Origin of the sequence: Spirulina subsalsa CS-330, assembly GCF_028330765.1 — a bacterium.
Classification (GTDB): Bacteria; Cyanobacteriota; Cyanobacteriia; order Cyanobacteriales; family Spirulinaceae; genus Spirulina; species Spirulina subsalsa_A.
Window position 1 is genome coordinate 1 of sequence record NZ_JAQMTY010000088.1, and the last position, 15,462, is coordinate 15,462.

Here is a 15,462-nt window from a genome sequence, read left to right on the forward strand (position 1 = left end):
CATTCAGTGGACGTTAAACAGATGCTTGTGGAGGGGAATCTGGACGGGGTTTCAAGACAGAGATGACTTGAGACTAGACAAACCCAATGAAGCAAGAATCCCCCGTTATAATCTTTGATTTAACGGTGGGAGTGTCAATGTACCGAGATGGCCGGGGAGTCGTGGCGAGGATGGGGCGATCGCAGTCTCGCCGGCGCGGTTCGGTTATGTGATTGTTGGGTGGGACGTGAGGCAGGATTGCAGCGCCGTGGCCAGGGCGATCGCATCGGGGTAGCGATCGCTCGGTTGAGGCGACGTGACCCGTTCGATCACCTGGCGGAGGTCATCACTCAAGCCCGGCACACTGGCCACGGCAAAGCGGGGAATGTGATGCTCGAAACGGTAGTATTGCACCGGAGAATTCCCCGTCAGTAGATAAATCAACGTCGGGCCGATGGCAAACAGATCCGACTGGGGGCAGGGTTGACCGCGATCCTGTTCGGGGGCGGTGTAGCCTTCGGCTCCGATTCGTGTGCCGTAGGGTGTGCCCACCTCCTTCACCGCCCCAAAATCGAGCAAAACTAGGGTGCGATCGCGATTGCGCACCATCACATTGGCCGGCTTCACATCCCGATGCACCAAAGGCGGCGTTAACCCATGGAGATAGGCCAAAATGTCACATAATTGCACCATCCACCCCACCGCCTCCGGCAGCGACACCACCCCCCATTGCCGCACCCACTGCTCCAAATTCACCCCATGCACCAACTCCATCACCAAATAGGTCTTCCCCGCCTCACGAAACGAATCGTAATAGCGCGGAATCCCCCCATGCTTCAACCCCTGTAAAATCCGCACCTCCCGCGCAAACAACTCCTGCGCCTTCGCCAGTTGGGCCATATCTGCATTCATCGCCTTCAGCACCACCAACTGATTTTGGAGCACATCCCGCGCCAGATAGGTCGTTCCCATGCCCCCCTGCCCCAAGGTTTTCAACACTTGGTAGTGGCGGATAATCTGCTGAGGCTCGTAGAGGGTTTGGCCACAATGAATGCAGAAAAGAGCCGTGGGGGGATTGTTGGGATGGGTACAAGGGGTCAGGGGGGCCGTGGTTCGCGTTTGTTGAAACTGAATGCGGGGGCCACCACGGGCAAACTGCATCAGTGCCCCATGGGTCACTAAACTTTCGCGGACGGATTGGCCATTGAGAAACGTCCCATTGGCCCCATAGCTCAACAGCCGCCAGTGATCCCCCTGGGGCACAAGTTCCGCATGGTAGCGCGACACTTCTTGAGAGTAGTCCAAAACAATGTCATTATCTCCAGCCCGCCCAATCCGGACGCGCTCCGGATCGCGGAATTTCCATTCCCGGAGCGGCGTGCGACCATCCAATAGGGTGAGGATCAGCATGGAATGATGAGCGTAAACAATAAGAATGAACCGTGGGCTGTTCCGTCCATTGTGCATCCCGCTGGCGAGAATGACCGCTCCTCCCCTGTCTGGCGGTAGCGGGGCGATCGCACGCCCAAAAACCGTTAAAACTGATCCGCATTGGGTCGCATCTTAATCCGAATTACGACCCCGGTGATGTTGTCATGGCCGTTGAACTCGTTGGCGAAATCCACGAGGTCAATAATGCCGCTGTCGAGGTTGGCTTTCGAGGCGATCAGGGGGGTGAGGTAGGTGGCGTAATGTTGTTCGATCAGGTCATTGTCAGAGATGCCGTCGGAACAGAGCAGCAGGAGGGTGTCTTCGTTGAGTTCGATGAATTGCACATCGGGGTGGACGTAGTCATTATCGCGGGGGCCGAGGGCTTGGGTGAGTTGGTAGGCATCAGGGCGGGCGTAGGCATCTTGGGGATCAACGCCGCGTAGGATTTCCCGTTGGCCCACTTCATGATCAACGGTGAGTTGTTCAACCCCGTGTTTACGGGTGATGCGATAGACACGACTATCGCCGACGTGAGCGATCGCAATATTAATATCCGACACCAACACCATCACCAAGGTCGTCCCCATCCGCCCACTGCCAGAGCGGGCATTTTTCATGTTGACGGAATAGAGTTTTTCATTGGTGATTAAAATGCCCTCGCGGATCGTATCCTCATCGGGGAGTTGCGATCGGTCTGACCAATGGGTTTGGAAATATTGCTGGAGAGTTTCGACGGCCATGGCGCTGGCCACTTCCCCGGCAGCATGGCCGCCCATACCATCGCAAACGATGTAAAGCCCGTTGGACTGAACATGTTTGCTCATGACATTTTCCCGGCGCACGGTGCTCGTTTCGATGCCAAAGTGGTCTTCGTTGTGGTCTCGCTGTTGGCCAATGTCGGTAAAACCCGCATCGCTCAAACTCAGCAGTTGCATCGGGAGTACGACGGTGGGCATATCATCGCCCATGCCGCGATACACCATTTTGTCGGGGTCTTCTTCGGTGCTGACGGGTTCGGGGGTGGGGTCATTGTCCGCTGTGGGGGTGGCTTCTTCGATTTCCTGTTGACGGGCGATCGCTTGTAATTCCGTGCGAGCCTGATCAACGGTTTCGATTTCACCTTCACCGAGACGCTCTAGCAACGTCAGCATCGGCCCGTACAAGGTGCGCCCGGACTCGGCAAACAACCGTTTCCACAGTTGACCCAACTCACTGAGGGGGGGCGCAGCTTGATCCGCAGGATCGGGGAGCAAGAGGGCAAAACAGAGCAATTGATCTTCATCAAGGCGGAGGTTCTCATCGGTCAAAAGACTTTGACAGCAGTGGAATTTTGCCAACTCCGACCACAGTCGCAGGGTTTCATCCAGCCAATAGAGCAACTGGGAAAAGGGAATCGCCTCACTGCCCCAAGCCTCGATCAGTAAATCCCAATCCGCCCGATGTTCGACGACAATCATCCCATGGCCTTCTTTTTGCCAGGTATCTTGCAAGACTGGAATGGCCGGGCTGAGGGATTCTTGCAGAACGAGATAGGGAATCGCCGGATCACACACGCCCACCTGTCGCCAAAACTCAATGTTGGGGTCATCGGCGATGGGGCCGGTGGCGGCGGCGGTTTCGCTGCCGTCTTGCTGTTCGATTAAGGTTTCGAGATAGGTTTTTTGGAGGGGTTGACTGTCCCACACTCTGATCTCACTGGTGGGGGTTTCGGGGGGGACGAGGGCTTGGTAACGTTCGGACAGATCGAGGGGACTGAAGGGGGTTTGTTCCGATTCGGGTTGGAGGGGATAGGCGATCGCCAACCATTCCTGCGCCACCATTGCCCCACATTCCGGGCAATCCTTTGCCGTCCAACTCACCTCCGAATCACAGATCGGGCAAGTTTGGGTTACTAGTGAACTGCCACACCGCTGACAAAATTTATTCGCTTCAGGGTTCTCAAATTGGCACTCAGGGCAAACGATCATAACCATGATAGGGATAGAGGCTAAACAACGACGGAATAGAAATGCGTTTCAAATCAAACGATAGACACAACCCCAACGAAGCATTGCCCCGCCCTAGAGATATCGTCTTGGCTTGACTGCACCTGACCCAATCGTAGCAAGGGACATCGTTGGACTCTGCCATTGTTTCTCTACCAGAATAGTCAGAGAATTCCGCTAACTCTGGCGTGATCTTTGCGAAATACCCTGCCAATGGTGGGGTTGTATAGCAATCCTATTTGAGGTGTAAAACCCTCAACCTTGATAAACAAGGGGCTTAAGCCCCTTGCCTGTCTCGATTTGATTTAGGACTGCTACATCACGACGTTAGCAGAGAATTCAGACCCGGATGAATTTCTCAACAAAATCACTACAAAATAACTACATTAACCAGACAATCATGCATGGGTCTCAGGGTCTGATCGGGGGTGGGCAGCGCGTTAAAACTCCGCACTGAGGGGGCTACGGGGGAAGGGGATCACATCTCGAATGTTGCCCATGCCCGTCATGAACTGGACGACGCGCTCAAACCCAAGGCCAAACCCGGCATGGGGGACGCTGCCGTAACGGCGGAGATCCCGATACCACCAGAGGTCATCTAGGGGCATTTGGGCGGCTTGGATACGTTGATCGAGGATGTCGAGGCGTTCTTCGCGCTGGGAACCGCCGACGATTTCGCCAATTTTCGGGGCGAGAATGTCCATGGCGGCAACGGTTTTGCCGTCATCGCTGAGGCGCATGTAAAAGGCTTTGATTTCTGTGGGGTAGTCGGTGACGATGACGGGTTTTTTAAATAGCTCTTCGGCAAGATAGCGTTCGTGTTCCGATTGTAAATCCAGACCCCAGGCGACGGGATAGTCAAAGGTGCGATCGCACTGCTCCAGATACCGCACCGCTTCGGTGTAGGTAATCCGCTCAAATTCATTGTTGATAATGTTGTCGGCGGTGGCCAGCACGGATTGATCAATCCGTTGATTGAAAAACTCCATATCTTCCGGACAGGTATCCAGAACATAGTTAAAAATATGCTTTAAAAACGCCTCGGCGAGATCCATATTGCCGATCAGGTCACAAAAGGCCATTTCTGGCTCCACCATCCAAAATTCAGCCAAATGGCGGGAGGTGTTGGAATTTTCCGCCCGGAAGGTGGGGCCGAAGGTGTAGACGTTGCTGAACGCCAGGGCCATCACTTCTGCTTCCAGTTGGCCGCTCACGGTCAGGTAGGCGGGTTTACCAAAAAAGTCTTGGCTAAAATCGATCGCGCCCTTGTCGGTTTTCGGCACATTGCCCAGGTCAAAATTGGTGACGTGGAACAGTTCCCCCGCCCCTTCGCAGTCGTTGGTGGTGATCAAAGGGGTATGCACCCAGAGAAAGCCTTGGGTTTGGAAAAAGTCATGTATCGCCCGCGCACAGGCATTGCGCACCCGGAACACTGCGCCGAGGGTGTTGGTGCGCGATCGCAAATGACCAATCTCGCGCAAAAACTCAAAGGAATGGCGTTTTTTCTGCAACGGATAGGTTTCCGGGTCAGAACCGCCCACCACGTCGAGGGATTCCGGCAATAACTCGATCCGCTGTCCCTTGCCCTCCGAGGCTTTTAATCGACCGCTGACGGCGACCGATGCGCCGATCGTGATCTGTTTCAGCACCGCTTCATAGTCCGGAAAACTGCCGTCAATGACCACCTGAAGATTGGCCAACGCGGAGCCATCATTGACCTCCATAAAGGCGAATCCTTTTAACTCCCGCTTCGTGCGTACCCAGCCCTGAATCGTGACGGCTTGATCCGGTTGGCCGTGGCGGAGAAGTTCGATAATGCTGCGTTTTTCCATGATGGTTGCAAAGGGCGTGAATCGTGAATTGAGGCAAGGGGCTTCAGCCCCTTGTGGGCGGGCAAGACTAGAGGCGGATTTGTTCGAGGTGGGTGCGGGGGTTGGTGCTGCGGGCGTTGCGGAGTTTTTCGTAATATTCCTTTTCGAGGGAACTGGGGTTCGCGGGGGTGGCGATGATGATTTTAACGAGTTGGTCGGTGCGATCGCCCTTCGGACTTGTCCAGCCTTTCCCCCGCAGGCGCAGGGTTTGCCCGGTGCGAATCCCCGGCGGAATCTTCATCGACACCTGACCATCGGGGGTCGGCACTTCAATTGATCCCCCCAACACCGCTTCATCGGGGCTGATCGGCACTTCACAGGTTAAGTTATCCCCGTCAAAGGTGAAAAAACTGTGGGGATCAATAGTGACATTTAAATACAGGTCGCCCCGTTGGCGCGTCATTGGGTCAATCGTGCCCTTACCCCGCACCCGCACCCGGCTCCCCGGTTTCGCACCGGCCGGAATCCGCACATCAATAATTTCGCCGTTAAGATTGAGCCGCTTTTGCACTCCCCGAAAGGCTTCACTGAGGGTCAGTTTCAGATTCGCCTCACTGACACCGCCGCCTCTGGATGCGGTTTGGTAATCGGTGCGAAAGCCGGTGGTGGAGCGATACCCTGCGCCGGGGTTGGCGGTGCGGGTGGTGCGGGTGCGAGTGCTGCCACCCATGCCACCGAGGAGATCATTGATAAATTCTTCAAAACTGCCGTATTGACCAAAGTCAAAGCCGCCAAAATCAACATTCGTACCGCCGCGACCGTAGGGGCTACCGGGTTGCGTGCCGGCCTGTTTCCAATATTGACCAAATTGATCGTATTTACGCCGTTTGTCGCTGTCGGAGAGGACTTCGTAGGCTTCGCTGGCTTCTTTGAAGCGGGCCTCGGCGGCTTGATCACCGGGATTGCGATCGGGGTGATACTTCAAGGCAAGTTTGCGGAAGGCTTTTTTAATGTCTTCTGCGGTGGCTGTTTTCGTCACGCCTAAGGTGGCGTAGTAGTCCTTGAAGTCGGTGGAAGCCATAAACTTCGATCTCCTCGCGCCCGGTGTTGGTCTGTCTATTGTTCTTGACTAGGATAACAGAGCGATTCTCTGGGTTCGGTTCGGTTTTTCCGACTTGGGGGAAGATTGGTACATTTCACTCCGGGTTATCAGCGGATGGCGGGAGAAAAGAGATAGGAATCAAGGGGGATTGTTTTTGACGGGGCGATCGCTGATCATGCTGATCGTGAACAGGCGAATCACGCTGTGGTCTCCTCAAGGTTCAGAGATCCCCCTAAGATTAAGACGACCGATGAAGACGGATGACCGACAACAAACCTGTGCTCAATTGAAGGTGGTGACGAGATGCGGATTGGCTATTTAACAGGAACCTATCCACGAGCAACGGATACCTTTATTCAGCGGGAAATTTTTGCCCTGCGCGATCGCAATCTGGAGGTGAAAACCTTCGCGGTGCGGCGACCGAGTGCGGCGCAATTGGTCGGCGACGAGCAGCGCCAAGAGTGCGATCGCACCTATTACCTCTTACCCCCGAAACTGCCCCAACTGATTCAAGATCACCTCGCTCTCTTTTTCCAAAGTCCGGGCCGCTATTGGGCGGGGTTAAAACTCGCCCAGCGCACCAGTCAGCCCGGTTTACGGGGCTTGCTCTATCAATTGGTGTATTTTGTCGAAGCGGGGAGCCTAGCGCGACAATTGCAGCGGCAAACTATTGACCACCTCCACAATCATTTAGGGGATTCGAGTTGTTCCGTGGCGATGTTGGCGGCCCATTTAAGCGATCGCCCCTACAGCTTCACCCTCCACGGCCCCTATATTTTCTACGATCCCTACCGTTGGCACGTCGGCACAAAAATTGAACAAGCCCGCTTCGTGATCTGTATTAGCCACTTTTGCCGCAGCCAAGCAATGTACTTCGCCCCCTTCACCGCCTGGTCAAAACTGAACATTGTCCATTGTGGTGTTGATCCCCAACTCTTTCCCCTAGTGCGCCATCACGGGGTCGGCAATCGCTTACTCTACGTCGGGCGACTTTCCGCCGCCAAGGGCTTACCGATTCTCCTCGACAGCCTCAGCCAACTGAAAACCGACTACCCCGATCTCTGTTTAACGGTGGTGGGGGACGGCGAAGATCGTCAAATCCTCGAACAATTGACCCAGCAACGGGGGCTAGAAAAACAGGTGAACTATGTGGGGTATAAGTCCCAAGCGGAGGTGCGCGACGCGATGCAGCACACCGATGTATTTGTCTTGCCCAGTTTTGCCGAAGGTGTGCCGGTGTCATTGATGGAGGCGATGGCGGCGGGGGTTCCGGTGGTGACAACCCGGATCGCGGGGATCAGTGAACTCGTCGATGATGGGGTGAGTGGTTATCTCGTGCCGCCGGGAGATAGTGAGGAATTGACCCTGAAGATTTGCCGCCTGTTGGATCAGCCGGAGTTGCGATCGCAATTTGGCAGCGCCGGCCGTGCCAAGGTCGAAGCCGAATTTAACATCCACATCGAAGCCAACCGCCTCCACCAAGTCCTGATCGAATCCTGCTCCTAACGGGACTCCAGATGAAAAAGCCCTCTCCCCGTGGGAGAGGGTTGGGTGAGGGTGTTTTACTTTATTGGCATTGGATGCGATCGCTAATCACATTCTTCATATCCAAACAATAGGCCAGCGTATCCATCCCCGCCGTTTCCGTCGCCGTCGGTGGATTCGCCGCAATTATCTCCTTCAGATTCTCCACCCGTGCCCCCGGATTCGGGTGCGTACTGAGAATCGTCATGCCGCGGCCGCCGCCCTGTTGGGCTAACTTCTGCATAAAATTCACCATGCCATTGGGGTGATAGCCCGTGCGCCGCAACAAACTCAAGCCCACCTCATCCGACTCATTTTCATCCCCCCGACTATTGGGCAAATTCAGCGCCACATCGACCCCCAACTGCACCACCTGGGCTTGATCTAGACCGGCCGCCGAGAGAATCCCCTGCTGCACCGCCCGCTCGCGCATTTGGTTAATCGCGTGCTTCTCGATAATATGGCCCATCTCATGGCCAACCACCCCGGCTAATTCCGCTTCCGTATCCGCCATCAACATCAGCCCAGCGTTGATATAGACAAATCCGCCCATCGTCGCAAAAGCATTGACATTGGGATCATTCACCACCTGGAACGTGAAATTAATCTCCCGTCGCTCTTCAGGGGTCAACACCTCCACCATTCGCTGACCGATTTCAGCAACATAGCGGGTGGCAGGATGGTTATCCCGGATCACGGGCGTACCATTGCGGGCCAAGTCTTGTTTAATCTGGGCATCAATTTGCTGTCCCACGGCCATTTCCCGTTCCGGGGACATATTCGCCAATTGAATCCCCTGCAACACCCGCGCCCCGCCGCGAATAATATCCCAGATCGAAATCGCCTGGGCCTGAGGTTGAACCGCGAAAATAGTGAATGAGGTTAAAAGGGCGAGAAATCCATAGGCCCAACGGGGTGGGCGCGACCAAAATGTTTTAGGCATAGTCATCAAAATAGTGAGGAGTCAAACCCACTCATGCTTACGTCATAGTTTTATTCTGGCCCATTTGACGGAATCCGTAGCGGCTTTGTTGCCCAGTTTAAAAATCGCCCCGGAATTTTCAGTCCTCATTGAACGATGGCGCTATTGATTCGCTGGATTCGCGGCGCTCGCACATAACCTGATCAATGGCGCGGGATAGATCACCATAGCTAGATTTAATGGGATCTAAGCGCAATAACCTACTCAGCCCAATGCTTTTTTGATGGCCTAACTGTTGATTCAGGGTTGCTGTGGACAGACAGTAAAAGTCCCACTGATCAAGATTCAAGGGATTGACTGATGATTTATCCCGGTGGGCCAGAACGCAAAACACATAGACATCGGCCTGACGTTTGAGAACGTCCGACATAGTGTTAGATGCGGCATCCCAGCCATAGGTCTGCCGAATACTGAATTGAATCTTGGAAAGCTCATGTTGCGACCAGCTTTGCAAATACGCGCCTGATTTAACTTCGATCCGAATGCCAGAGGATGTCACCACATCGAATGCATCCCACTCTGTCCGACTCCCTTGATCCGCCTCTAGAGCACTAGCGACGATATATTCGGCCAATACGCCCCGCAATGCATTACTCAACAGATCAGAGGTTGACCATTGCCAGAAATCTGCTAACCGTTTACCAATCGCTTCCCCATTAACAACAAACGGTTCATCACCCCTTTTACGAGTGATGGCGATCGCTCCCAGCTTCGTATGCCCAACAACCATTCTGTTCACCTTATGCTCGAACCCATTAAATATAGCTCTTGCTCAAAACACGAGTCAGATTGTGATGCGAAATCCTCTCAGCTTCGGCCTTCAGGGGACTAAGCCCGCCATTTTAAAATGCGATCGCGCACAGGATTCACAAACTCACGCTGCTCGGCTTGGGCTTGGGCGTATTCTTTTTTGAGTTGGAAATACCATTTCGCCAATTGATCGGAGTCGGGGATCAACATTAACGAGGGGTCAAACTTTAAGCCGACCTGTTGCTGCTCCACCACATCGCGGTCTTGTTTGAGGAATTGCCAGGCGAGGGGACGGAGGAACGGGGCGACCAGACCGAGCCAGGGTACATTCCAATAGGCGGAAAAATTGACCTCGGATTCTGAGGCGCTGAGGGGGGTGATCGTGGTGAGGTTGCAGACGTGGTAGCGGGCGGTGGTGGTGCTTTCGATCCGGACACTGGGGAGGCGGAAGGAAATTTCGGTTTCGGGGATGCCGCCGAACATCCGATACACAAAGGTCATGATCCCGACTGGGTGGCGCACCATGGTGAAACCGAGGGGGGAGGCGACGAATTCGCGGGCTTCTTCGTGGAAATCGTGCCCCGATCGCCACCACCAGGCCCGATGGACAAAGGGGGAATGGGCGGGGTCCATCAAGCCCACGACGGCATGATCGAGGGTGCAGGGGTAGATCATTTTGAGGTGAAATTGGGGGGGGCGACCCTCGAAGCCGGGGACGATCGCAATTTCGGCCGGATCGGCGAGGGTGCGATCGCCCATAAAAATCCACAAATTCCCCTGCACCTCCGCCACCGCGTAGGACTTCACCCCAAAGCGGTCTAAATTCAACTGCTGCCCCGTCACCAACGACGGAATATGGGTACAACTCCCCGCCGCATCAAACCGCCAACCGTGATAACAGCATTCCACCTCCACCCCATCAAACCGGCCACAACTGAGGGGAATCGCCCGATGGGGACAAAGATCCCGCAGGGCAAAAGCATCCCCCGCCTGGGTACGTCCGAAGAGAATCGGCTCACCTAGGAGAGTTTTCGCCAACATCTTACCGGGCTTCAGGGTTTTGCCCGGCAGTGCCATGTACCACAAATTACGGAGAAACGAGGAATCAGCTTCGATCATAAGAATTGCAACTTGAACAAAAATCAGAGGAAACGCCAGCCTCATCAGCAGCGGTCAAACGGACTAGAGACAACCCCATGAGACCCCACCAGATCAAGACATCCTTAAAATTGTAGGATTGAATGCTCAATCCCTGAGGTAACCCCTGTAAAGTAGGTGATTGGCTGAGTTACCCGCAACATTTATGCCCATTTCCCCAGAAGTACCCGCATTGCTCGTCCTCGCTGACGGATCGATCTATCACGGCTTCTCCTTTGGCGCAACCGGAACTGCGATCGGTGAAGTCGTCTTCAACACCGGCATGACCGGTTACCAAGAAGTGCTCACCGACCCCAGTTATCGCGCCCAAATCATCACCTTTACCTATCCTGAACTGGGAAACACCGGAGTTAACGCCGAAGACGAAGAATCCGCAGGGCCCCAAATTCGCGCTGTCATCGCCCGCAACATCTGTTACCGCCCCAGCAATTGGCGTTCCACCCAATCCCTCCCCGACTACCTGAAGCAATACAAAATTCCTGGTATCTACGGCATCGACACCCGCGCCCTCACCCGTCGCCTCCGCTCCGGTGGCGCGATGAACGGCGCGATTTCCACCGAAATTCTCGACCCAGAAGAACTCCTGCGCCAAGTCCAAGCCGCCCCCTCCATGGCCGGTCAAAACCTCGTGCGCGAAGTCACCACTTCCCAAGTGTATGAATGGAATACGTCCACGGACACCGTTTGGGAGTTTAGCGACACAGCCCAACGTGGTGATGCACCGCTGACCGTGGTGGCGCTGGATTTTGGGGTGAAGCGCAATATTTTGAACCGCCTTGCCAGCTATGGCTGCCGGGTGATTGTTGTGCCGGCGAGCACGCCGCCGGAGGACATTTTGAGCCATCATCCGGATGGTATTTTTCTCTCCAATGGCCCTGGTGATCCGTCAGCGGTGACGGAGGGGATCACCACGGTGACCGAACTCCTCAAGGCCCAAAAGCCAATGTTTGGTATCTGTATGGGGCATCAAATTATTGGCCTGTCCTTGGGGGCGGAAACCTTTAAGTTGAAGTTTGGCCATCGGGGGCTGAATCAACCCTGCGGCCTGGATCGCCAGGTGGAAATCACCAGCCAAAACCATGGTTTTGCGGTGACGGCTGCGTCCCTGGGTGAGGATGTGGAGGTGACCCATTTAAACCTGAATGATCAAACGGTGGCGGGGTTGCGCCATAAAACGTTGCCGATTTTTTCGGTGCAATATCACCCTGAAGCGAGTCCGGGGCCCCATGATGCGGACTATTTGTTTGAGCAGTTCGTGAAAATGATGCGGGAGCATCAGGCGGTTGCTGTTTAACGCAGGGGTTGAGATTTCGCCGGCTCGATGGGGCCCGCCTAGTCGGGCTTCGGCGTGGCCTGTTATACTGGCTAATCGACCGATTAACTATTCTGTCATTCGCACGCATAGGGAGGGTAGAACCATTCCTGAACCACTGAACTTGACGGTAAGCCTACGAGGCACCCGTGAAATCAAAGAAAATTGTCAAATTATTCGGCTGACGGGGTTGCTCGATGCTTTTTCGGAACCGACGTTTCGGAAGGTGTTAGGCAACTGTATTGATACGGGCCCGAAGCATATTATTTTGGGGCTATCTGCCATTGATTTTGTGGATAGTTCTGGGCTGGGGGCTTTGGTGCAGTTGGTCAAAAAGGCGCAAACGGAGGGGGGCAGTGTCCAACTGGTGACGAATGCTCGTGTGACGCAGACGGTGAAGCTGGTGCGTCTTGAGAAGTTCCTGGCGCTGCAACCGTCGGTGGAAGAGGCGATCGCTAGTCTTGCGAACCAATAACCCCCCCGATGCTTGTGGGTGAACCACGCCAACCCCCCCCAACGATTCGGCATTGGGCACAGGAACGCCTGAGTTCTCTGTCGCCGTTACCCCGTTCCCTTGGTCAAGTGGAGCAACTGTCTCCGACGGCCCTTGCCTATATCGGGGATGGGGTCTATGAACTTTTGATCCGAACAACTTATCTGCTGCCACCCCAGCGGATCGCCACCTACCATCGGCAGGTGGTGTCTCAGGTGCGTGCTGAGCAACAGGCAGCCCACCTTGATCACCTGATCCCCTACCTCACCGCCCAGGAACAGGAGATCCTGCGTCGTGGTCGTAATGCAGCGACTCGCCCGCCGCAGCGTCTTGATCCGGGGATTTATCAGCGGGCGAGTAGTTTAGAGACGTTGATCGGTTATTTATACCTAACTGATCCGCCTCGTCTCAGTGAATTGTTTTATTATTTGCAACTGCCATGACGGTACGGGATGATTTGGTCTATGGTCGCCATTCGGTGCGGGCCACGCTAGAGGGCGATCGCCTGCCCCAACGCCTTTGGGTGACGGCAAATGTGCGCCATGATCCCCGCTTTGCAGACCTGTTGGCAACGGCGAAATCTCAAGGGACGGTGATTGATGAGGTGTCCGTCGGGCGGCTGAATCAGATGACCCAAGGGGCCAATCATCAGGGGATCGTGGCCCAAATCACCCCCTATGAATACTGGGATCTGACGCAACTGATCATCCAGGCGGCCAACGTCAGCGAGCAGCCGGTGATCATCGTTGCGGACGGGATCAATGATCCCCATAACCTGGGTGCAATCATTCGCACCGCTGAAGCGATCGGCGCTCAGGGACTGGTGATCCCCCAACGTCGCGCCGTGGGGATCACGCCCACCGTCTTGAAAGTCGCCGCTGGGGCCTTGGAATCATTCCCGGTGGCACGGGTTACCAATTTGAAGCGGGCCGTGATGGAATTGAAGACCTCCGGGTTTTGGATCTATGGCACTGTCGCGACGGCTCCCCAGACGATCATGACCACGGATTTACGAGGTGCGATCGCGCTGGTCATCGGATCAGAAGGGCGAGGCTTAAGCTCCTTAATGGAACAAAACTGTGATAGCTTGGTGTCCATCCCGCTCCAAGGTCATGTTCCTAGTTTGAATGCATCGGTCGCCACCGCCATGGTTTTATACGAGGTTTTTCGTCAGCGTTGGCAGGCCAGCGATTCAGAAACTGTGTAATTAGAGACTTTCAAAAAATGAATGAAAGGAGTATAAAGAGAGTTAAATCCGCAATTATTAAATAATGTAAAGCAACGCTCTTGGTTGGGCGAGCTGTTTAAAACACGATTTTGGGGGAATTAATGAAAGAGATTTGGCTGAAATTCCTAGAGGCGACCGGTAAAGCCTTTTGGGTGGAAATCACCACAGAGCAGCCACGCTGTACCTACTACTTTGGCCCGTTTGCCAGTGAAATCGAGGCCAAAGAAGCAAGTCCAGGCTATATCGAAGATCTAAAAGAGGAAGGCAGTCAAGGCATTCGATTCTCCGTCAAGCAAATGAAGCCGACGGAGCTTACGATTGATCATTCATTGGGGGAGATATTTGATCCTGAGACAATCCCCGCTCTCAGTGGTCACGGAGTTTAACGGGGAACCATCGCAAACTAGACTGCATCGGTTGCCAAACAATGCAGACGGCTGACGGGATTGGGTCGATCGCACAGCCGATTTTTTAGGGTCATTTTGCCTGGGGTGCAACCGCGATCGCGGTCGTCATGCCCGTGGATGGTGGAATCGGGATGTTATAGATCCTGCTGGCGTAACCAAGCGTGAATCGTTTCGTTCATGGCGTTCGAGACTTCCCAGGGGAACAGGTGGGCGGTGTTGGGGAAACAGTGCCAAGCGCAGCGGGGCAGGGCTTGGGCGGTTTCCTGGCTGGATTGGGCGGTGATGTTGATGTCGTCTGCGCCCGCCACCATCAGGCAGGGCATGGTTAAGGTGGGAAGATCCGCGAGGCGGTTATAGCCTTGGCGGAGGGCGGTGTTGAGGGCGCGATGGGCATGGCGGGAGGTGCGGAGGTAGGCGGGGGTTCCGGCTTGGGCGAGGTAGTGGTAGGCGGTGGGGGTGTGTTGTTTGAGGAGGCGGCGAAAGAGCGATCGCGTCCCAAAGGTGTCAATATTCCACTGCCAACCGGGTTTAATCCGATTGATCAGCCCCGCGATCCCCGTATTCACATATTCCCACCAGGGAATGGGGGGATAGTTCCCCCTCGGTCGAGCGGCAGTGCCGATCAGGATTAAACCCCGGTAACGCTGGGGATTGCGCAACGCTAATTCCATCGCCAAAATTCCCCCCAACGACCACCCCAGGATCAAGCATTGGTCAATCCCTTCGCGATCGAGCAGGGCTTCAAGGTCTGTGATGTGGGCGGCCATCTCAAAGGGGTCTTGGGTTTGACTGTGGCCATAGCCGCGCAGATCCGGGGCGAGGGTGCGGTATTGGGAGGATAACGGCTCGGTAAAGACGGCCATGGCGGCCCCGGAGCCGGGATGACCATGGAGACAAAGGATGGGAAAACCGGAGCCGTGGCGTTCCAGATGGAGGGGGTGGGGAGTGGGGTTAGACATGGGGGTTGATTTAGATTGGGGGGCGATCGCAGCCAAGCACACCATCGCTATCTTCAATGCAAAAAGAGGACTCCCGCTACACCGTTAGGTTAGCGGTGAGATGAATTTTTGCCAACAAATAAACCGACCAACGGGAAACGACTGAATTCAGTTTTGTGTTAGAATCGAGAAGCCAACGCACCCAAGTGTGCCTAGAGAGGCAAGATTGGTGGTTCTCGCCAGATAAAATGTCCGACCAAAAAGAAATACCTGATCACAGGGGCGGCATAGTTTATGAAGGAGAAATCTAAACATAACTAAGTTTTTGTTGTCTGCTGCGGGACATTCAGTGGACGTTAAAC

14 protein-coding genes are annotated in these 15,462 nt (G+C 54.7%); 6 read left to right on the forward strand and 8 right to left on the reverse strand.

Features of this window, described 5'->3' with window-relative positions:
• Positions 1-204: 204 nt before the first annotated feature.
• The 4 genes from PN477_RS05850 to PN477_RS05865 form a co-directional block, all read right to left on the reverse strand.
• Positions 205-1,389, reverse strand: coding sequence for an FHA domain-containing serine/threonine-protein kinase (locus tag PN477_RS05850; RefSeq protein WP_272121160.1), 1,185 nt, complete (start codon positions 1,387-1,389; stop codon positions 205-207).
• A gap of 125 nt (positions 1,390-1,514) precedes the next feature.
• Positions 1,515-3,383 (reverse strand): serine/threonine phosphatase, encoded by a 1,869-nt coding sequence (locus tag PN477_RS05855; protein ID WP_334310531.1) that lies wholly within the window; start codon positions 3,381-3,383, stop codon positions 1,515-1,517.
• Between the two features lie 452 nt (positions 3,384-3,835).
• A complete protein-coding gene (gene asnS, locus PN477_RS05860) occupies positions 3,836-5,227 on the reverse strand; it encodes an asparagine--tRNA ligase (protein ID WP_272121155.1) in 1,392 nt (463 codons plus the stop codon).
• A gap of 67 nt (positions 5,228-5,294) precedes the next feature.
• Positions 5,295-6,287 (reverse strand): DnaJ C-terminal domain-containing protein, encoded by a 993-nt coding sequence (locus tag PN477_RS05865; protein WP_272121153.1) that lies wholly within the window; start codon positions 6,285-6,287, stop codon positions 5,295-5,297.
• A 324-nt stretch (positions 6,288-6,611) separates the two neighbouring features.
• On the opposite strand from PN477_RS05865, the gene PN477_RS05870 reads away from it, so the two are divergent.
• Entirely contained in the window at positions 6,612-7,814 is a 1,203-nt protein-coding gene (locus PN477_RS05870) for a glycosyltransferase (RefSeq protein WP_272121152.1), read from the forward strand.
• Positions 7,815-7,875: 61 nt separating this feature from the next.
• Here PN477_RS05870 and PN477_RS05875 read toward each other — a convergent pair whose 3' ends face one another.
• From PN477_RS05875 to PN477_RS05885, 3 genes are all read right to left on the reverse strand, one after another.
• Entirely contained in the window at positions 7,876-8,775 is a 900-nt protein-coding gene (locus PN477_RS05875) for a M48 family metallopeptidase (protein ID WP_272121150.1), read from the reverse strand.
• Between the two features lie 118 nt (positions 8,776-8,893).
• Positions 8,894-9,544, reverse strand: a complete 651-nt coding sequence (locus PN477_RS05880; RefSeq protein WP_272121148.1) for a hypothetical protein — start codon at positions 9,542-9,544, stop codon at positions 8,894-8,896.
• Between the two features lie 98 nt (positions 9,545-9,642).
• Entirely contained in the window at positions 9,643-10,683 is a 1,041-nt protein-coding gene (locus tag PN477_RS05885; RefSeq protein ID WP_272121146.1) for an aromatic ring-hydroxylating oxygenase subunit alpha, read from the reverse strand.
• 184 nt (positions 10,684-10,867) lie between these two features.
• Between PN477_RS05885 and carA the strand changes: the two genes are divergently transcribed.
• The 5 genes from carA to PN477_RS05910 all read left to right on the forward strand — a co-directional run bounded on the left by carA (position 10,868) and on the right by PN477_RS05910 (position 14,141).
• Positions 10,868-12,016 carry a glutamine-hydrolyzing carbamoyl-phosphate synthase small subunit gene (carA, locus tag PN477_RS05890; protein ID WP_272121144.1) on the forward strand — a complete coding sequence of 383 codons (1,149 nt, stop codon included), beginning with the start codon at positions 10,868-10,870 and terminating at the stop codon, positions 12,014-12,016.
• A 142-nt stretch (positions 12,017-12,158) separates the two neighbouring features.
• The gene (locus tag PN477_RS05895; protein WP_272121142.1) at positions 12,159-12,509 is read left to right on the forward strand and encodes an STAS domain-containing protein; all 351 of its coding nucleotides are present in this window, start codon (positions 12,159-12,161) and stop codon (positions 12,507-12,509) included.
• 8 nt (positions 12,510-12,517) lie between these two features.
• Entirely contained in the window at positions 12,518-12,970 is a 453-nt protein-coding gene (locus PN477_RS05900; RefSeq protein WP_272121140.1) for a Mini-ribonuclease 3, read from the forward strand.
• Positions 12,967-13,734: a 23S rRNA (guanosine(2251)-2'-O)-methyltransferase RlmB gene (rlmB, locus tag PN477_RS05905; RefSeq protein WP_272121138.1), complete on the forward strand. Its 768-nt coding sequence runs from the start codon at positions 12,967-12,969 to the stop codon at positions 13,732-13,734. Before PN477_RS05900 ends, rlmB begins: the two co-directional genes overlap by 4 nt.
• Before the next feature lie 122 nt (positions 13,735-13,856).
• The gene (locus tag PN477_RS05910; protein ID WP_272121136.1) at positions 13,857-14,141 is read left to right on the forward strand and encodes a DUF1816 domain-containing protein; all 285 of its coding nucleotides are present in this window, start codon (positions 13,857-13,859) and stop codon (positions 14,139-14,141) included.
• A 155-nt stretch (positions 14,142-14,296) separates the two neighbouring features.
• Here the strand turns inward: PN477_RS05910 and PN477_RS05915 are convergent, their stop codons facing one another.
• A complete protein-coding gene (locus PN477_RS05915; RefSeq protein WP_272121135.1) occupies positions 14,297-15,121 on the reverse strand; it encodes an alpha/beta fold hydrolase in 825 nt (274 codons plus the stop codon).
• Positions 15,122-15,462 lie beyond the last annotated feature (341 nt).